The sequence below is a fragment of the Chitinophaga sp. Ak27 genome, from assembly GCF_012726295.1.
GTDB lineage: Bacteria > Bacteroidota > Bacteroidia > Chitinophagales > Chitinophagaceae > Chitinophaga.
The window spans coordinates 251,479-270,308 of record NZ_JABAOB010000011.1 but is presented as its reverse complement, the minus strand read 5'-3'; the positions used below and the strand labels follow the sequence as shown (position 1 = coordinate 270,308).

The following is an 18,830-nucleotide window of genomic DNA, read 5'->3' as shown; positions in this document are numbered from 1 at the left end:
AAATAGAACGAAAAATAAGGTTTAGTCTATTTTTTACTTTTTTATCAATTCCTTTTTATAAGCAGAAGGGCTTTTACCAGTAAATTTCTTAAAAATCCTGGTAAAATGACTCTGATCTGAAAATCCCGTCAGGTAGGCGATTTCTGTCAGGGAATGATCTGTGGTACTTAACAGCTGGGTGGCTTTATCGATCCGGAGCTTACGGATATAATCGCCAAAGGATAGATCATCGAAATATTTTGAAAACTCTCTCGACAAATAGGCGGGATGTACCTGGAGCGTTTCTGATAAGCCTTTAAGGCTCAGGTTAAGGTTGGTGTCTATCTGGTCCTGGATGATTTCTTTCAGTTCTTTAGCCCAACTGGGTATTTTCCTGCTTTCTTTCTCCTGTTGAATAAATTGTTTGAAAATATCGATCAGCTGGTTTTCAAATGGCTGCTGGGTATGCTTAACATGCTGGAGATATTTGGCCCAGCTGTAAAGCGCATCATATAGCAACATGCCTTTTTCGAGTAACGCCTGATCATCAGGTTCGTTGTAGGCCAGTCCTGCTGAAATGGCCCACAGGCCAGACGCCTGGGTAGCAAGATTGTGGCGGTCGGTGTCGGCGCCCCGCACAATAGGCGCCATGATGAGAACAGCCGGATCTTCAATGGTATGTTTCTTCAGGATATAATCAAAGGTGCATTGATCCTCATAATGTGTGTACTCCACGCCGGCAATATCAAAAGGAATCGCCTGCTCAGCTTCCGCCCGGGATAATACCTCGCCGGCGGGTACATATATAAACTCCGCGTTCGCATCTACGAAACGTTTAATTAGCCATGGGCAGGCAAGTCGGTCTATTTTAGGGCGTTCACGGGTGATCCACTTCATAACAGCTGGTACTTGATACGGGCTGTAATTTAGTGTTGTTTTAGCAATATAGTATGTCGCCCGTTGGCTGCCTAAACGAGAAGGGACTTATAAGCTGCAGCCTACAGGTCCCTTCTCATTTTTAATGAATGATAGTTTATTTAAAGCGATAAAATATATTTCACAATTTTCCGGGCATCAGCTGTGCTGAGTGCCGGGTGGGCTATCATCGGGGTGGTGCCCCAGTTCCCGCTTCCACCGGCAATGACTTTGCCTGCCAGCTTGTTAACATTGATGTCGCTACGTTTATACTTTTGTGCAATGGCTTTGTAAGATGGACCTACCAGCTTTACATCCGGCCGATGACATGCGCTGCAATCGAGTTTTGCCAGCAGCTTCTTTTCTGTAGCAAATGCAGATAGAGTGCCCGCTGTTTTTTTTGTAGTTTCCTTCTTTGCAAGGGCTGGCGAAGTAGCGGCTGCTGTTACCGGTTTGTCAGCCGGTTGGAAATTTTCGAGTTCAGAGATAGTAAATAATGCCGAGCGACTTTCTGTCAACGCCCTTATCTTTTTGACTTCTTCCGGAGTTATCACCGTAAAATCAGTACCTGATGGCCTGAACCGGTAATGTACATAACTGAGTACATTTGATACCCATTCATCGCTATTGGCGGCGCCGAGAGGGGCCATCACATCGGGGTAGGTTTTACCGCTGATGGGCCCGGATAAACCATGCAGGAGAATGTTGATGAGCATGCTGGGGCTGCCTGTCCGCGGAGAGTTAGCTAATGGCGGTGCGGCTATAGGAGCGCCGCCAATGGAAATGCCTTTCCCATTATCACCATGGCAGGTAGCACAAACCTGTTGAAAGGTTTCTTGTCCTTTAAGAATGACTGCTTTTTCGTTTGTAGGAATACCAGCCAGGTCAAATCCATACATTTTTTGATTCCTGTTCTTTTCTATCAACGACGCAATAGCTACCAGGTTTTTGGTATTGCCACCGGATTGTGCAAAATGCTCTTGCATCTTTTTGGATTCACCAGGCGCATAATAGGAGAGGGTGGCCACCAGCTGTGCCTGTACATCGGCGTCAGACTCGCTGTCCATGCTCGTCAGCAGATTCTTTATGCCTGCATCCTGGAGCTTGAGAAACGGCTCGCTGATGATGACTGCCGCTTTACGGACCTGCGGACTGGCATCTTTCATCGCAATAGCCAGGATAGATGGGTTGGCTGCATGCAAGCCTTCCAATGTCCATAATGCATGCAGGCGGGCCAACTCATTGGTGTGTTTCTCCAGCACGCTGACCAGGGTCGGTAGTACAGACAGATCCTGGCGTACAATCAGCTCCTTTTGTGCATTATCTCTCCACCAGCCATTGGCGTGAGACAGATAAGATACCAGTGTATTTCCATCTTGTGATAACAGGTTGGGCCTGGGGCCTGGCTGGTATCCGTCGTGTACCAGGCGATAAATTCTTCCATGACTGGTATTCTTATCCAATCCGCGTTTCAGTATTTCCGGCCTCAGATAACTTCCTTTGCGGGTCCAGTTGCCTTCCTGTATAATGCCTCTATGCATATCCACGATGTATAAACAGCCATCCGGCCCATTCGCCGTATTTACCGGCCGGAAATTCATATCAGTAGCAGCAATGAACTCTTCCTGCTGATAGGCATTCTGTAAGACCCGGATGCCTTGCTGGTTGGTGACTTTGGCCCGTCTGATCAGCCGGCCCACTGGTTCACAGATGATAAGATCCCCTTTCAGATCGTTGGGGAGTGCATTGCCCCTGAAGATGGATTGCCCGCAGCAACCGGTAAAATGATTCAGCGTGCTGTCGGGACGCAGCCTGGCCGGACCTCCCTGCACATCGGGTGTTGCGATAACAGGCCATACGGCATTGAAGCCATCCGCCAGTTGTTCGGGTACATCGTACCGGCCATAGAAGGGGTTTAGCTGGAAACCATAGGCGGGTACTTCGCCTCCTGCTGCAGAGAAATATAACCTGCCGTAATCGTCGTTGCCAATACCCCATTGTCCATACCCGGTAAACATAGTGTCTGCAATAAGTTTGTCGTTGCTATACCGGTACCGGAGATTTTCATAGGTCACATATATCCTGTTATCGATATTCCAGATAAGGCCGCTTCGCTGGTGTTCCAGGTTACCGCTGTGCGGGGTACTGTTACCGAATACCTGGACTTTCTTATCAGCTTTACCATCCTGGTTCACATCTTCATATGACCAGATGTTATTTGTATAGGTTTCACTCACCAGGAGCTTTTTGCCTACACAGAGGATCATACGCGGTAGTACCAGGCTATCGATATAGACCGAGCTTTTATCCATTACCCCATCGCCATTGGTATCTTCCAACAGCGAAACCCTTGACAGAGGGATATTCTCGTTGGAGCCGTCCACATCCTGCATATAAGTAAGCATTTCAGACACGAACATACGGCCGTTGCCATCCCAGGCAATGGCAACAGGTTCTTTTACCATCGGTTCGCTGGCCACCAACTGTAAATGATAACCATCCGGTACATGAATAGCTGCAAGGCTTTGTTCGGTTGATAAATAAGCGCCGCTGGGATTCGACTGTACAATTATTTTCCCGGACGAGTCCCGCGGTAGCTTTACCGTGGCGGTGCCGAGGGCGGATACCGCGTGTCGGGGAATACTGCAATGATAAATCAGTATCGAAGCGCCGGCAAGTAAAAATGTAACAACAGATCTTTTTTTCATAGTAATAAAAATTACAGCTGTCAACAGGCAGCTGTTTGCTTATATTTTTTATGGAGGTGATGAGCCAGTTTATGCGGGAGGCTAAATTCCTGTTATTCAGGCGATTCTGCTACCGTAAATTTGACTATTATCAATGCTTTTTTTTCTTTACCAGCCGGGGGTTTATAACGTGGTTTTCTCCAATCGGTTGCAACCCCCTAAATATATAGATAAGAGGTGAAAAAGTGTAGAGGATGAATATTTGGGGAATGCTATAACAGACAGGAAAGGCAAAGTTCATTATTGATATTGGATATATACCGGCTGAGGATAAAGGGCCAGTACCTCTGCAGGTTGCATCAGGTGCCCTCCATTTGCGACGTCGTTTTTATAAAACAGCTTAAACCCTGTAAATTGAACTGGTTCTCCCGATATCCAGCACTCGTAGGTGTCTTTCTTCCTGGCTACACTGCCAAATCCATCCATATTCATGACCACCTGTACTTCTGGCATAAGATGGATGTTCCTGTAATTGGTGACCATCCCCTGGGTAAAGCGGTGTACAACCAGTATTTTAGGCGGGAGATGATATTGCTGTACCAGGGCTGTAAGCCAGGAAATGGCATAGTTAATATCGGTTGCATCAAAAGTGCCAATAGATGAACAGGGTGGACGCTGGTTTTTCATGGAATATTCGGGATCTATGCCCAGGTGTACATCGGGGCGTACCAAGTATTTTTCCAATAACGGCAGTTCATCTGTTAAAGTGCTGAGCCCGACCTGCACATCCAGGAATACGATAGCGTGGGCTTTTGCTGCCAGGAGGAGTACTTTATTAATTTCGCTTTCAGGCATACGCAGGCGGTACTTTCCGTCTTTCCCGGGATTACCCTGCGCGGTTACCACGATGTAGTGTAAAGCCGTTATAACGGGGATGGAGGTATCTGCCGCTTTCCATTTGCTGGCTTCTTCGTTTAGTTGCGCTAACATGCTATCGCCTGGTAAGGCCCCTAAAATGCCCATTTGTGTGGAATACAGATTGCCATAAAAAGCCACTACCCGGTGATAAGGTAATAATGCGCCGGGTAAAGGATACCCGGTATTTACCGGCCATTTTGCAGACGGCTTTTGATGTACCAGGTGAAGCAGGAGGTTATGATATTGCGAGGTGTCGGCGATGGGATCATGACTGTTTTCCAGCTCCATAGCCGCCAGGGATGGCGGTATCCTGTCCCGGTGCGGCTTTCCCGTAAGCTTTGCATCTTCCCATCGCTGGAAGGATAACACGTCAACATCTGTAAAGGCGTATAATGCCAATGCAGCCAGCCATAATGCTGCTACCGTAATTAGCAATCCATTCACTAGTTTCTGTAGTACCATATCCGGGTTTTTAATCGGCCAGTATTTCTTATTACCAAATTAGGTGTTTCACCAGCGGGTGGGAATGATCTCTCTCATCGCCCGTGTTGATTATTGTCAGGTTTTCAAAAAGTATTTGGAGATACATGACCACAATCACCCGGAAGGCTAATGAATGTCAGGTATCCGTTGTTGGTATCAGCATAAATTAGCGATTGAAATATATCTGTTATGGAGGTCAAAGAGCCAGACATATTTGTAACGAAGTCCAACGGAGAAGTAGTACCGTTTTCACCGGAGAAAATCAGGCAGTCATTGCGAAAATCGGGCGCTACGTCAGAAATGATTGAAAATATTATAGAAGAACTATACAAACAGGTATATCCCAATATGCCAACACGGATAATTTATAAGATTGCTTATAAATTATTGAAAAAGGCATCCCGTCCGGCTGCAGGGCGGTACCGTTTGAAACAGGCCATTTTTGAGCTGGGGCCTTCCGGTTTCCCGTTTGAGCAGTATATCGCGGCGCTTTTCAGGCAGGCGGGTTATACAGTAACTACCAACACCCTGATGACGGGGCATTGTATTACGCATGAAGTGGATATTTATGCAGTTAAAAACAAAGGGGCATTCATTATCGAATGTAAATACCACCAGTTGCAGGGGACACATTGTGACGTGAAAATTCCTTTATATGTACAATCACGTTTCCGGGACATAGCCTGGAAGATGAAAGAAGGGAATATTGGTAACGGACAGGATTACCGTGGCTGGCTGATTACGAATACGCGTATTACCCCTGATGGGATACAATATGGCGTTTGTATGGGATTAAATATGCTATCGTGGGACTATCCGGCTGGTAAAGGCCTGAAGGATGTAATCGACAGATCCGGCCTTTACCCGGTTACCTGCCTTTCGACATTGAGCCGCCACGAGAAATATATGCTTTTAGAGCAGGGGGTAGTACTATGCCGCAGTCTGCTGGAAAAGCCTGACTTATTATCAGCGGCAAATATAAGGGGAGCCAGGTTAGAGGCGGCGATGATGGAAGTGCAGCACTTGTGTGAACATATTTTGAAAGTAGAGTGGGTTTGATTTTCTTATCAGCAAAAATGAGCTATATGAAAGCGCGTGTAAATACGAGCATAATTCCCGATACACTAGAACGGTTGATGGATGTCAGGGGCATTACGGCAGACAAAGTAAGAGCTATTTGCCAGGAACTCGGGGTGGGCAATTTGCGCGAACTGACTACTGCCGTAACATTGGACCAGCTTGAAAGTATACCTTCATTAACGCCCGAAAACAGGAAAAATATCAGGCGGGCCTTAAAGCTTGAAAAAGATATAGACCATCGTATACAGTTATGGGATGCCATATTGCAGGGAAAGGAAATACTACAATATATCCGGCAGTTTCCTGAGGTGAAAAAAGCTTCTTTTGCAGGCAGTTTGCGGAGGGGTAAAGATACTATTGGCGATATAGATATTGTAGTGGAGGTAGCCGGAGCAGACAGGAAAAGACTGCTGTATAAAATAGACCGCATGCCTTTAACAGAGCATATTATTGCCGCTGGAAGATCCTGGATTTGTGCACTCTTGCATAATCAGGTGCTGGTTTATTTTTATCTCACTGATCAGCAACATTATGGAGCAACGTTATTATACTATACCGGTTCCACGAGCTACAACCTTTCAATAGAAAGCCTTGCAACACAGAAAGGATACAGGTTTGACGCCAATGGTTTATATGACATGGCACAGCGTCAGTATGTAACTGCCGAAAATGAAGAAGAAATATTCCGGCATTTGCTACTCGACTATACGCCACCTGAATTAAGAGAAGGGCAGGAGTTGGTCGTTGCCGCCAACCAACATAAAATACCTTCCCTGGTTACCTTCAACCAGGTAAAGGGTGATATGCAAATACACACTAACTGGAGCGATGGAGAGGAAAGTATCGAGCGTATGGCACATTACGTGTTCAGTGTATTTCCGCATTACCAGTATATTGTAGTTACCGACCATGCGTCCAACGAGCGAACAGGGCACGTATTGCGGCCTGACGATATTTCCCGCCAGGCAGCCGAAATAATAGATATCAATAACGCCATCGGACATAATTATGTTAAGAAGGGGGTAGAAGTAGATATAACGGAAAATGGGGAGCTGTCATTGCCCGATGAGCTGTTGAAAACATTTGATTGGGTGATAGCATCAGTCCATAGCCATTTTACAACGGACAATACTGCCAGGTTGTTGAAGGCTTGTGAAAACCCATATGTACATTGCATTGGCCACCCCAGCGGCCGGCTAATTGGCTCCAGGCATCCTTATCCGGTTGACTGGGACCAGGTATTCGCCAAAGCAGCAGCTACCAGTACAGCGATGGAAATAAATGCACGCCCCAACCGGCTGGATTTAAATGATACATTAGTAAAGAAGGCGATTGCCAATGGCGTAAAATTAGTCATTGATACCGATGCCCATTCGCTAGCGCAATTCGATTTTATGCAATTGGGTATCTGGGTGGCCAGAAGAGCAGGTTGCTGTCATACCGACATTCTGAACACCTTTACCTGGGAAGAGATTGAAAAGTTTAAAAAAAGCAAGCGGAATGCCATTGCTTGATTGTTCCATATTGTTCCCCAAGAGAACGGCGCTACTCATAGCGCCGTTTCTATTTAAACAACAGTAACAAAAGTATCGATTATGGATGTGTAACAAATACGGGGATATTGGTAGTACGTAATATACTATCTGCATCGCTGGGATGGAAAAACCGGGAGATAGCGCTTCTTCCAAAGGCGCCATAGGTAACAATACAATCGTCCCTGCGTATTAACAGGGCAAGGAACTCGGTGGCCGGATTCCCATTGAGGACCACATACTCAACTTTAGAATAGTGTGCATCCAGGTAAGCCTTTAAATCCTTTTTAGACGGTATAGTGGCCTGGTCATTTTCTGTCACATATACCACTTTTACCGGCATATCGCCGTAAGCCGGAAAAAGCAATGTAAATTGCCGGATAGCATATATAGAAGAATAAGTTCCATTATAAGAAAATATTATTTCTTTAATTGGCAAAGACATATCGGGTAATACCATTACGGGGCATTCTGCTTCTACCAGTATATCTTTTATAAACCTGGGCGGATTGCTATCTGAAAGCGCAGCAAAAGAGGTACTGCTACTAACCAATAAAAGGTCTGCAAACCGGCTGGCATTAACAATTTCTGATACCGGGGAGCTGACAGATTCTCTTAAGACAACAGTAATGTCATCTTTATCGCAAAGCTGGTGCAGTTGCTTGATATTTTGATTTATCTGCCATTGGAGCGCTACTCTTGCTTCGACACTAATCTGGCTATACTCAATGACAGGCGGTTCCGGGAATACGCTGGCAGTCACAGAAACTGGGCTTGCAGTGAGACTATCAAGACAAATAATGGTAAGCTGGCTATTGGTTTGCCGGGTAAAATATTTAAACCCCCTTATCTGATCCTCAGAAAAATGGAGAATGTCAATAACGGCTATCACCTTTTTCATAAAATGAGTTGATTAATAGTGTGCAATAAATATCGGCTGATTTACCAGGTCAATTACTGGTTCTGCCGGATTAGGAATTACTATATTGGATAAGAATCCCCGTCCATATGCCCCCATTACGATAAATACCTTTTCTCTGCCAAAAAGATATTCCATTAATGCGCCGCGCACATTATCATCTTCAATCATCATCATTTCCACCTGGTCATAATGAACATGCAGCCATTCATCAAAAAGATCGTTATATCCCTTTACGGGGCGGGCCGCTTCGGTAACCCCCAGTACAGTTATTTTTTTTTCATGTAAGGCAGGAAACAGGTGTGCAAATTGTTTGATAGCAAACATAGCCGACTTACTGCCGTTATAAGCAAATACTATCTCATCAATGCCATCGAATGATGCGGGGGCAATAACGACGGGACATTCAGCATTTTCCAGCACTTCCCTGGTAAAAGCAGTGGGGGTATTTTCTGATTTCCATGAAAAACTGGTAGTGGCATCCATTACCACTAAATCAGCGTACCGGCTTTCCCTTATCACTTCAGCGGCAGGCATGCCCGTATTGGTATGCACTTCGTAAGTGACGCCGCCTGTAGTACAAATATTTTTGAATAAGGAAATATTTTCATCCCTGTATAACTGCTTTTGCACCTCCAGCGGAGCCCCCGGAACAGGAGGACAAACCGCCATTTCCTGTAACGTTTCCCTTGACCGGAGCTCTACTTCCTGGTTTTCCAGGAAAACACCAGTTATTTTTGAACGGGTGAGGTTGCCCAGGTAACAGGAAAAATCAAGACACTGCCTGTTGAGAGCCACCGCATCTGAAATAAAGAGTATCTTTTCCATAAGAAAAATTTTAGTATACAGGTTCTGTGGGCATTGCTCACAGAACCTGTACTACCTGTTATTTAACAGCAATGGCAATGCTTTTCCCATTCTTTTTGCTTTCTTCATTTTTGGGCAGTCTCATTTTCAGCACTCCGTCTTCATAATGTGCCTCTATTTTATCTTTTGAGATACTTTCAGGTACATTGAAACTACGTGTGAAGCTGCTATAATTGTACTCCTGCCTCCGGTATTTTTCATTTTTTTCTTCTTTTTTTTCTTCTTTTTCAGCACTGATAGTCAGCATGCTGCCTTCCAGCTGGATTTTAAAGTCTTCTTTTTTCATGCCGGGCGCCGCCAGCGACAGCTTATAACTATCTTTGTCTTCTGTAACATTTACCGCAGGAACAGTAAAGCCATTGAATGGGTTACCATCATAAAAACTGCCTATCCAGTCTCTCCATGGTTTAGTAAAGTCATCAAAAATTGATGTTTGCAAAGAAGCAGGTTTGCTTACTGATAACGTTGTCATAAGAGTCCTCCTTTTATTTGGTTAAGAATAATAATGCTAAACTAGAACCTTGCGTCTACAGAAAAAATGATTGTTCTCACGGTATTTGCTGATAGAAATCATAAAAGGGTTGCTGCTTGAAATCATATCCATGGCTGACCTGTGTCATACTCCGGTGATGAACGCGAGCTTATCTTTAAGCAAAAAAAGATGGAAAAGATATTGTTAGTAATGTGTGGTGGTATCCCCACAAAGAGTGCATTGGATTTTGCCTGTTATCTGTCCGATATGACGAGGTCGCGATTAACGGGTTTTTTCTATGAAACGGCCATTTACGAGATGGAACCTGAATTGGAGGTGACAGGAAGTAGTAACGGGAAACAGATATCATACCATCCTATTGAATTGAAAAGTTATATATCGGGTTTTGAACAAACATGTGAAAACCGTGGTATCCCTGTGTCCGTAAGATACCTGGAAGGTAATATTGGTGAAAGTATTATAGCGGAAAGCAGATTTGCCGATTTGATCATAGCAGATGCGGCCGTTTCTGTCAATTCAAAAACGCAGGAAAGCCCATCTCCCTTGTTGCAGCACTTGCTGGCAAATGCGCAATGTCCTATTATGATTGCCCCATCTTCTTTTACGCCTATTCAGGAAGTGGTGTATTGTTACGATGGCAGCCCATCGGCTGTATTTGCCATGAAGCAACTTACTTATCTCTTGCCAGAACTGGGCGAAGCCAAAGCGAGTGTAGTACAGATCAATGACGAAGATATACCTGGTGAGGAGAAAAAGCATATGCTCAACTGGTTAAGCCGGCATTTTGAAACTTCGGATATTGTTACTTTAAAAGGTAAATCAGAGCAGGCGCTGTTTGATTTCCTGTTAAAGAAACAACATGCATTAGTGGTAATGGGGGCCTACGGCAGAAACATGGTATCCCGGTTGTTCAGACACAGCCACGCAGATTTGTTGATCAGGACATTGGCCTACCCTCTTTTTATTACCCATTATTAGTGAAGGTTTTAAACTTTTTTGTCATGTTACACGCTTTACAAGACAAGAGAAAACAAGCGATCAGCGATGTGGGAACAGCAGCTTTAGCCTGGATAGTCAGTATCCTGCTGGTGGTGATTGGATTTCCTGCGATAATCGCCTTCTTTAAAGAAGTATGGATGTTATTATATGAAATATTGATACGGTATAATTTTTAATGTAAAAAACAATGTTATGTTAGGTAAATTAAATAATGAAGAAATAGACCAGGTGTTAACAAATAATGTGACCGGTCGCATCGGATGTGCCAATAACGGAAAGGTATATATTGTTCCCATTAGTTATGCTTTCAATAATACTTACATTATTGCACATTCCAGGGAAGGGATGAAGATTGATATGATGCGTAATAATCCCCATGTATGTTTCCAGGTAGATGAGCTGAAAGATCTTAGTAACTGGCGGAGCGTAGTGCTGTGGGGCGAATATGAGGAAGTTACCGATCCTAAAGAGAGATATTATGCCATGAAGTTCCTGGTAAGCCGTTTGGCGCAGTTGCCGGTAAGTGAAACTGCAGGCATTGACCAAATGCATGAGGAAATGAAAATGCAGCAGGAGACGCTTCATTTTCTCAGACCAGTAGTGTACAGGATTCGCATTAAAGAAAAAACCGGCAGATTTGAAAAGGAATAATCAATCCGCCGGCAAATGGTTAATTTGGGTTAATGCGTCAATGACAAGTAATGCCATTATTAATTATTAAGTGTATTAATTCAGGTGGATGTACTGCCGTTTGAAATAACGTTCTTTTTATTAGAGGGGCCGATCATTTTGGCCTCTTTGTATTATTCATCTATTGGGTCTTCCGGTAAATTGAAAGTGGGGCTTTTTGCAGCCCGTCCGGCATTATTCAATTCTTCCAGTGTCCAGCTATCTGTTCCGGTAGTTTCCAACCATAAGTTTCCGGATTTCCGGAGAACCTGGGCGCTTAGTCCGTAAGTATAGCTCAAATCATGCTCCAGGGCTGCAGCTGTTCTATAATAACTGATATCCAACCAGCCGAAACTGTGAAGCATTCTTATTTTTTCAATGGGTGTATCGGGAGATATTCTATCACTTTTGGGCGAACCTTCTCCCTTAACATGAGGTTTCTTGAAGAACTCCAGTTTCAGATAAGGGTATATTGCCTGAAACCTGTCTTGTATGTCTCTCACCACGGCTTCTTCACTAATATAGATATGCATAAAAAAAAATTAAATCAATACAAGTATACAGTCATTCTCTTCGCAGGAAAATGAGTATAATCAGGCCCTTATATGACAGTAATCATAAACCTGAAAAAAAGATAGTTGGAAATTGATTTTCTAATATTTCAGGTATGTCAACCACTAATGTAAACACACAAATAGCCTCCACTGCGCAGGATTTATCCGGTCATGAAGAAAAATATTTCCTGGAAGGGCCCCGGTCCAGGACAAACGAGTTTATTTTTTCCTTGAAAGTATTGATAGAATTTATCCGGGGATTCCGGGTTTTGCATTTCGCTGGTCCTTGCATAGCCATATTTGGGTCGGCACGGGTAAAGCCAGGTTCAGATTATTACGAAATGGGCCGGAAAGCCGGGGCCGGAATTGCCAGTTTAGGCTTCACCGTGATGACCGGTGGAGGCCCTGGTATGATGGAAGCAGCCAACCGGGGGGCCAAAGAGGCAGGAGGGAAGTCTGTTGGATGCAATATCAGCTTACCTCATGAGCAGATAGCCAATAGTTACCTGGATATGCAGTTTGATTGTAAATATTTCTTTGTGCGTAAAGTGTTGATGTTCAAATATTCTTACGGATTTATGATCTTGCCAGGAGGTATTGGAACCCTGGATGAGTTTTCTGAAGCGCTTACCTTGATACAAACCCATAAAATTCTTAACTTTCCCCTGGTATTAATGAACCGGGATTATTGGGAACCATTGATGCCATTGTTTCACAAAATGATTGAACATAATACTATAGCGCCGGAAGACCTGAAATATATGCTGTTGACCGATTCTATCGAGGAAGCGATGGCGCATTTTCGGAAATATGCGGTTGAAAAGTACCGTATACAACGGAAAAAGGTATTCCGTCGCCTGGTTTTTTTGGGAGAATAACAAATCTCATTATTTCATTATAATTATATTACTCTGACTGATATTATGAGTCTATCTATTGGTGACCTGGACATAGATTTTCAACTGAGCATATTTGCAGCGATATTAGAAAGCGTTCCCGGGCTTGTTGCTGTGAGGGAATTGGAGAGCGGCAAGCTGATTTATATAAATAATACGGGTATTAAAATGCTGGGAACCGATGATTATCCATCATTGGAACTTATCATGGATCAAAATCAGATGGGCGTGGGACCGGCAATGGGGCAACACGCTGCCGATAGCCTGGCGGCAAAGGAGCGGGAACTGAAAAATATTACAGGCGAAATCTTTAAAGGCGTTTACGAGGAAATTCTGTTGAAGCACCAACATAAAGATTATTGTTTTTTTCGGGTTACCGATATGTTGTCTGACCGGCATTATAAACAACAGCTTAGTAAGGAACTGGCGCGATTTGGTGCGCTGTTCGATTATGCCAGCATTGGAATCCTGGTGGCGGGTCAGCAGGGAGAAATTGTACTTGTCAATGATTTTGCATTACACCAATTTGGTTATGAGCGCGAAATGTTATTAGGCAAAAAAGTGGAAGTCCTGATTCCGCATCATGTGCGCAACCGGCATGTAGGTCATAGGGAGAAATACAATGCCAACCCGCAAAGCCGGCCAATGGGCATTGGCCTGGATTTGTATGCTGTACATAGGGATGGGACTGAATTCCCGGTAGAAATCAGCTTAAGTCATTATTCCAATGAAGAAGGGAATTTTGTTATTGCCTATATCAGCAATATTACGGAAAGAAAAAAGGCGGAAGAACGGTTGGAGAGAGTATACAGTGAGCTGGAGAAAATGGTGGAAGACCGTACCACACAGTTACGAAGGGCATTGGAGGAGCTCGAAATTTCCAAAGAAGAATTAACTACCGCATTGGGAAAGGAAAAAGAGCTGGGAGACCTTAAATCACGATTCGTTTCCATGGCTTCCCACGAATTCCGTACCCCCTTGAGTACTATTCTTTCTTCCGCATTCCTGGTAAAACACTACGATGCAGATAAGGATCAGCCTATCCGCAATAAGCATATTCAGCGGATTATTAATAATGTTAGCCTATTGACCGACACCCTTAACGACTTCCTTTCTGTAGGCAAAATTGAAGAAGGTAAAATACAGGTGAGGAACATTGAATTTGATATTGAAGAACATTTCAATACCATTATCCAGGAAATGCAGGGTATTATGAAAGAAAACCAGGTCATTGATTACATACACATTGGTGAGAAGAACCTGGTACTGGATCCCTCGCTGATAAAGCATATTGCAATGAATTTATTAGGTAATGCCATTAAATTTTCTCCTTCCGGGAGCTTGATCGTTATCGAAACGGTAAAATCTCCTGAAGCATTCAAACTGATAGTGAAAGATAATGGAATAGGTATGTCAGAGGAAGATCAATTGCATCTTTTTGAACGATTTTACAGGGGCAGCAATGTCAGTAACATACAGGGAACCGGCCTCGGGTTGCATATCGTACAACGATATACGGAGATGATGAAAGGAAGCATTCAATGTGAAAGTGAATTAAATAAAGGCACTACCTTTACCATTATTTTCCCGGATAACCACGATAATCCCTGATAGCATGAAAAGAATATTGCTTATTGAAGACAATGACGAATTACGAGAGAACACCGTAGATATCCTGGCTATTGCCGGGTATAGCGTATTAACTGCGAATAATGGTAAAACTGGGGTGGAAATGATCTTGCAACATCACCCCGATTTAATCATATGCGATATTATGATGCCGGTACTGGATGGTTTTGGCGTTTTACACCTCATGCAGCAGCACGAAGAAGTAAAAGATACGCCATTCATTTTCCTGACGGCAAAAACCGAGCGGGCAGATTTCAGGAAAGGTATGGGAATGGGGGCAGACGATTATATTACCAAACCATTTACGGGAACAGAGCTATGGGATGCTGTAGCCAACAGGCTTAGAAAAGCGGCAATCCGGAATCAGCAATTCTCTCCAAATCTTCAGGGCCTTAACAAGTTAATGTACGAGGCAACCGGCAAGGATTCCTTGAAAGCGCTGGCTGAAGGCCGGAATATTGATAAATACAAGAAAAAACAAGTCATCTATACCGAAGGCAATCATCCCTCCAAGCTATTTTTTGTTCAGAAAGGTAAAGTCAAAACCTGCAAAACCAATGATCTGGGTAAAGAGTTGGTCACTGAAATTTATGGTGACGGCGACTTTTTGGGATATACGGCCTTACTGGAAGGATCGGTTTACAAAGATACCGCCGTGGCTATGGAGGAAACCGAGATTGCAGTTATTCCTTTGAAGGACTTTGAAGAATTACTCCATAATAACTATGAAGTAGCCCTGCAATTTATCCGCATGCTGGCGAAGAATATAGCTTCCAGGGAACAGCAATTACTGGGACTGGCATATAACTCCCTCCGGAAAAAGGTTGCAGAGGCCATCATTAATCTTCACAGGAAATACAACCCTAAGAACGAACCTCCTTTTATCGTGAAAATAAGCCGGGAGAACCTGGCCAATATCGCAGGTACTGCTACAGAATCATTGATACGTACTTTAAGCGATTTCCGTGATGAGCAGCTGATAGATATTAAGGAAGGCTCCGTCATTATCCTGGATGAAAAGAAACTGGTCAATTTGCTGTATTAAGCCTAAGTAAATGATTGATGCAGGTAACTGCTGAAATCTGATGCCAGTTCGTTAAAGCTTTGTTGCAGGCGCTCTATTTTTAGCGCTACCCCCTGTTGCTGCGTGATAATGCTTGCCGGCAGGGGAGTGGCTACAGCCTGCTGTTGTATAATTTCCTGTAATTCTCGTACTTCGTGCCGAAGCAGCACAACCTGTTCATCCATCATTAGAAACCGGTGCTGGAAAATTTCCAGATCGTTCAGGTGGCTTTTTTCCAGGTCATTAGCGAGCACCCTGGACAGCTTGGTTTTGAAAAAAATGGTTTCGTCTTCTACCACCCTTAAAATATACTTCCAGGATTCCTGCTGTAAAAAATGGCCATTCAGATTATCATGCATTTGTCTGATATTTAACATTAAAGGGCTAAGGTATTGCCAAACAAAGCCATCGTATATGACCGAAATCAGTATTCTTACTGTTTATGGTCATAACTTCCAATAGTTTCTGCGACAATATTTCTGTTGACAGCTTATGCCTGAGCTGATTATCTATCCCCAGGTAATTTTTTAATTCAAAAGTAGTGCTGTGCCAAGAAACGATATATGACCCTCATTAGCGTCCTACCTGATTATCGTCATCACGGGGACAGTGACAGGAATCAAGCGCAGATATGACCGCCATCATTTGTCCGGAACAGTTACCAGCTTAGTTTTAGATTCAGAAAATAATTACTTCTTCCACACCTTTAAATACCTGATACGATGCATGCCAATATCTTTTCTTTTGCTTACATGCTATCCAATACGGTTGGTTTAATCATGTTGATCGCCGCTATTTTTGCGCCGCTGCTGGCCCGTTTCCTGATGGTGCTGATCTTTGTTGGAGCTGCTGTTTTTAATGCTTTTATGGCCATCCGCTCGCCGGAGCTTTTTATGGTATATGGTGCTATGACCGTTTCGCCGGTGTATGAACAGTTCATTTACGGTGCCTTTCGCAATAATATTACTGTTATTGTCGTGTCTATTTCGGTGTGCCAGTTGGCAACGGGGATTTTCATTGCAGGTAAAGGTGCATTGCTGAGGCTGGGTCTGGCTGCCGCTACCATTTTCCTGGTGGCGATAGCCCCTCTGGGGGCAGGATCAGCTTTCCCATCTACACTTGTGCTGGCCACTGCTGCAATCATATTGTTGTTCAAAGAAAAACGCCTCTCCGCCCATCCGGTATGGCACGACATCAACTATCACCACCACCCAAAAATTTCTATTCATGAAAAAGGTACTTCTCGCCATTGACGGAGATAATTTCCCGGAAGGCGCTTTTGAGTTCGCCAGGAAGATGAATGAACAGGAGCCGATATTACTCACTGGTGTTTTCCTGCCAGAGCTGGACCTGAGCAGGAACATCACTTTTGCCGTTGCCTATATGCCATTGATAGATACCTATGCCGCGGCATCTATCGAAAAGAGCATTGCAACTTTTAAACAACAGTGCTTGAGATATGGAATTGAACACCGGATCCATAACAACCAGGCTGACTTTGGTCTGCCCGAGCTAAAACTGGAAACAAGGTTTGCCGATCTGCTATTATTGGGACACGAGAAATTTTACGGAGATCTTAGTATTTATGGCACTAATGAATTTTTAGGAGGCACGTTGCATGCTGCAGAATGCCCCGTGATAGCTATTCCTGAGCAATTTACCTTCCCCGAAAGCGTCATTCTATCATACGATGGTAGCCCGTCAGCGGCACATGCTATTAAAAGTTTCACTTATCTTTTCCCGCAGTTGTGCAACCGGAAAGCCATACTGGTATATGGTACTACAGGAGGCCGGCCGCTACCGGAAACCGAGAAAATACAGGAACTGGCCAGTCATCACTTTAGTAATCTTGAATTCCAGGTACTGGAAGCCGATCCCAGGAAATATTTTGGCACCTGGCTGGACGACATTAAACACCCCATTGTGGTATGTGGGGCCTACAACAGGCCGGGATTGTCGAGGTTCTTTAAGCATAGTTTTATACATAAAATTATGGAGGAACATAAGGTACCTGTGTATGTCGATCATCTTTAAAAAAGGCGACAATTGCCTGATTCCCATAACAAGATGGCCAGTAAAATGCTTTACTGGCCATCACTATTTATCGTCGCCTGGTTTAATTTCCTATGCGGGAAATCAGGCATTCAACATAAATGATTGTTGCTGGCATACCTCTCCAAAAAGCACTTGTGCGTCTTCTTTCTTACATAAGGCAGTGCCGGGATTTAAGGTAGCAGCTGTGCCGCAGGCAACGCCAAACTGCACTGCTTCAAGAATGTCTGTACCGGCAGACAGACTATAAACAATGCCGGCCAGCATGCTATCGCCGGCTCCTACGGTACTTACACGGGTTACGCCCGGCGCCGGTATTTTTATTGAAAGTTCGGCAGTTATCAGCATCGCGCCTGTTTCGCCCATGGATACTACAACCACTTCGCAACGGTGTTTGCTGATAATTTCCTTCGCCACATCTATAATCCCCGTTTGACTAAGGGTTTCCACACCGGCAAAGCCGGCCAGCTCCCGGACATTGGGCTTTACCAGGTAAGCACCCTCCCGCAATGATTGTTTTAATGCTTCCCCGGACGTATCCACAATAAAGCGGGCGCCTTTAATAGCAGCAATAGCACTGAAGGAAGCAAATATATCAGCAGGTACCCCGGGAGCCAGGCTGCCACTGGCTACTATGTAATTAACATCATCTATTTCCCGGATCTTTTCCAGCAAATGTTGCCATTCAACAGGATTTACCCAAGGTCCCGGCATGTCCAAACGGTATTGCGCATGATTGCCCATATCAGTTACAATAAGGTTCTCTCTCGTATGTCCTGCAATGGGAACAGATATCGCGGAAACGCCCTCGGCCTGTAAAAGTGAATCGTAGAATTTGCCGGTATGACCTCCCGCCAGATAAATAGCTTTAGCGTTTCCGCCTAATTTCTGAATGGCCCGGGCCACATTAACGCCGCCTCCCCCAGGTTCGAAAGTGGGCGCTGTACATGCCAGCTTTCGTTCGGGCACCAACTTCTGTACAGTCGTGCTCTTATCGATAGCTGGATTTAATGTAATGGTGATAATTCCAGGCATATATTGTTATTTTAATATTTTATATTGCTTGTTCAAAGGTACCTGTTACCTTTCCCGGTC

The 18,830-nt window shown here is 44.2% G+C and carries 19 protein-coding genes; 10 read left to right on the top strand and 9 right to left on the bottom strand.

What is annotated here, in order from left to right; genetic code table 11:
• Positions 1–33: 33 nt before the first annotated feature.
• From HGH90_RS28990 to HGH90_RS28980, 3 genes are all read right to left on the bottom strand, one after another.
• Entirely contained in the window at positions 34–876 is an 843-nt protein-coding gene (locus HGH90_RS28990; RefSeq protein ID WP_168765442.1) for a chromate resistance protein ChrB domain-containing protein, read from the bottom strand.
• A 140-nt stretch (positions 877–1,016) separates the two neighbouring features.
• Entirely contained in the window at positions 1,017–3,602 is a 2,586-nt protein-coding gene (locus HGH90_RS31695) for a c-type cytochrome (protein ID WP_211172701.1), read from the bottom strand.
• Between the two features lie 279 nt (positions 3,603–3,881).
• On the bottom strand, positions 3,882–4,961 hold the full coding sequence (locus tag HGH90_RS28980) for a hypothetical protein (RefSeq protein WP_168765441.1): 1,080 nt from the start codon (positions 4,959–4,961) through the stop codon (positions 3,882–3,884).
• 210 nt (positions 4,962–5,171) lie between these two features.
• Here HGH90_RS28980 and HGH90_RS28975 point away from each other — a divergent pair, with 210 nt between their 5' ends.
• A complete protein-coding gene (locus tag HGH90_RS28975; protein ID WP_169192530.1) occupies positions 5,172–6,041 on the top strand; it encodes an ATP cone domain-containing protein in 870 nt (289 codons plus the stop codon).
• Positions 6,042–6,067: 26 nt separating this feature from the next.
• Complete coding sequence (locus HGH90_RS28970) at positions 6,068–7,576, top strand: DNA polymerase/3'-5' exonuclease PolX (protein ID WP_169192529.1); 1,509 nt, start codon at positions 6,068–6,070, stop codon at positions 7,574–7,576.
• Between the two features lie 79 nt (positions 7,577–7,655).
• On the opposite strand, the gene HGH90_RS28965 is transcribed toward HGH90_RS28970, so the two are convergent.
• The 3 genes from HGH90_RS28965 to HGH90_RS28955 are packed head-to-tail and all read right to left on the bottom strand — an operon-like array spanning position 7,656 to position 9,852.
• Positions 7,656–8,495, bottom strand: a complete 840-nt coding sequence (locus tag HGH90_RS28965; protein WP_169192528.1) for a universal stress protein — start codon at positions 8,493–8,495, stop codon at positions 7,656–7,658.
• A gap of 12 nt (positions 8,496–8,507) precedes the next feature.
• The gene (locus tag HGH90_RS28960) at positions 8,508–9,341 is read right to left on the bottom strand and encodes a universal stress protein (RefSeq protein ID WP_168765437.1); all 834 of its coding nucleotides are present in this window, start codon (positions 9,339–9,341) and stop codon (positions 8,508–8,510) included.
• A 58-nt stretch (positions 9,342–9,399) separates the two neighbouring features.
• Positions 9,400–9,852 carry an Hsp20/alpha crystallin family protein gene (locus HGH90_RS28955; RefSeq protein WP_168765436.1) on the bottom strand — a complete coding sequence of 151 codons (453 nt, stop codon included), beginning with the start codon at positions 9,850–9,852 and terminating at the stop codon, positions 9,400–9,402.
• Between the two features lie 189 nt (positions 9,853–10,041).
• Here HGH90_RS28955 and HGH90_RS28950 point away from each other — a divergent pair, with 189 nt between their 5' ends.
• Genes HGH90_RS28950 through HGH90_RS28940 form a run of 3 tightly spaced genes read left to right on the top strand, consistent with a single transcriptional unit; the run spans position 10,042 to position 11,523 of the window.
• Complete coding sequence (locus HGH90_RS28950) at positions 10,042–10,851, top strand: universal stress protein (RefSeq protein ID WP_168765435.1); 810 nt, start codon at positions 10,042–10,044, stop codon at positions 10,849–10,851.
• Positions 10,852–10,874: 23 nt separating this feature from the next.
• On the top strand, positions 10,875–11,048 hold the full coding sequence (locus tag HGH90_RS28945) for a hypothetical protein (protein WP_168765434.1): 174 nt from the start codon (positions 10,875–10,877) through the stop codon (positions 11,046–11,048).
• Between the two features lie 16 nt (positions 11,049–11,064).
• On the top strand, positions 11,065–11,523 hold the full coding sequence (locus tag HGH90_RS28940; protein WP_168765433.1) for a pyridoxamine 5'-phosphate oxidase family protein: 459 nt from the start codon (positions 11,065–11,067) through the stop codon (positions 11,521–11,523).
• A 152-nt stretch (positions 11,524–11,675) separates the two neighbouring features.
• Here HGH90_RS28940 and HGH90_RS28935 read toward each other — a convergent pair whose 3' ends face one another.
• A complete protein-coding gene (locus HGH90_RS28935; RefSeq protein WP_168765432.1) occupies positions 11,676–12,074 on the bottom strand; it encodes a hypothetical protein in 399 nt (132 codons plus the stop codon).
• Between the two features lie 134 nt (positions 12,075–12,208).
• Between HGH90_RS28935 and HGH90_RS28930 the strand changes: the two genes are divergently transcribed.
• From HGH90_RS28930 to HGH90_RS28920, 3 genes are read left to right on the top strand one after another with little or no spacing between them, the layout of a single operon-like run.
• Positions 12,209–12,973: a TIGR00730 family Rossman fold protein gene (locus HGH90_RS28930; protein WP_168765431.1), complete on the top strand. Its 765-nt coding sequence runs from the start codon at positions 12,209–12,211 to the stop codon at positions 12,971–12,973.
• A gap of 45 nt (positions 12,974–13,018) precedes the next feature.
• Positions 13,019–14,602 (top strand): PAS domain-containing sensor histidine kinase, encoded by a 1,584-nt coding sequence (locus tag HGH90_RS28925; protein WP_247679945.1) that lies wholly within the window; start codon positions 13,019–13,021, stop codon positions 14,600–14,602.
• Between the two features lie 4 nt (positions 14,603–14,606).
• On the top strand, positions 14,607–15,665 hold the full coding sequence (locus HGH90_RS28920; RefSeq protein WP_168765430.1) for a response regulator: 1,059 nt from the start codon (positions 14,607–14,609) through the stop codon (positions 15,663–15,665).
• Positions 15,666–15,667: 2 nt separating this feature from the next.
• Here HGH90_RS28920 and HGH90_RS28915 read toward each other — a convergent pair whose 3' ends face one another.
• Positions 15,668–16,042 carry a hypothetical protein gene (locus HGH90_RS28915; RefSeq protein ID WP_168765429.1) on the bottom strand — a complete coding sequence of 125 codons (375 nt, stop codon included), beginning with the start codon at positions 16,040–16,042 and terminating at the stop codon, positions 15,668–15,670.
• Between the two features lie 363 nt (positions 16,043–16,405).
• Here HGH90_RS28915 and HGH90_RS28910 point away from each other — a divergent pair, with 363 nt between their 5' ends.
• Together HGH90_RS28910 and HGH90_RS28905 are read left to right on the top strand one after the other, a co-directional pair.
• On the top strand, positions 16,406–16,936 hold the full coding sequence (locus HGH90_RS28910; protein WP_169192527.1) for a hypothetical protein: 531 nt from the start codon (positions 16,406–16,408) through the stop codon (positions 16,934–16,936).
• Complete coding sequence (locus tag HGH90_RS28905) at positions 16,911–17,717, top strand: universal stress protein (RefSeq protein WP_168765427.1); 807 nt, start codon at positions 16,911–16,913, stop codon at positions 17,715–17,717. Before HGH90_RS28910 ends, HGH90_RS28905 begins: the two co-directional genes overlap by 26 nt.
• A 102-nt stretch (positions 17,718–17,819) precedes the next feature.
• On the opposite strand, the gene HGH90_RS28900 is transcribed toward HGH90_RS28905, so the two are convergent.
• Positions 17,820–18,770 (bottom strand): 1-phosphofructokinase family hexose kinase, encoded by a 951-nt coding sequence (locus HGH90_RS28900; protein ID WP_169192526.1) that lies wholly within the window; start codon positions 18,768–18,770, stop codon positions 17,820–17,822.
• Positions 18,771–18,830: the final 60 nt, after the last annotated feature.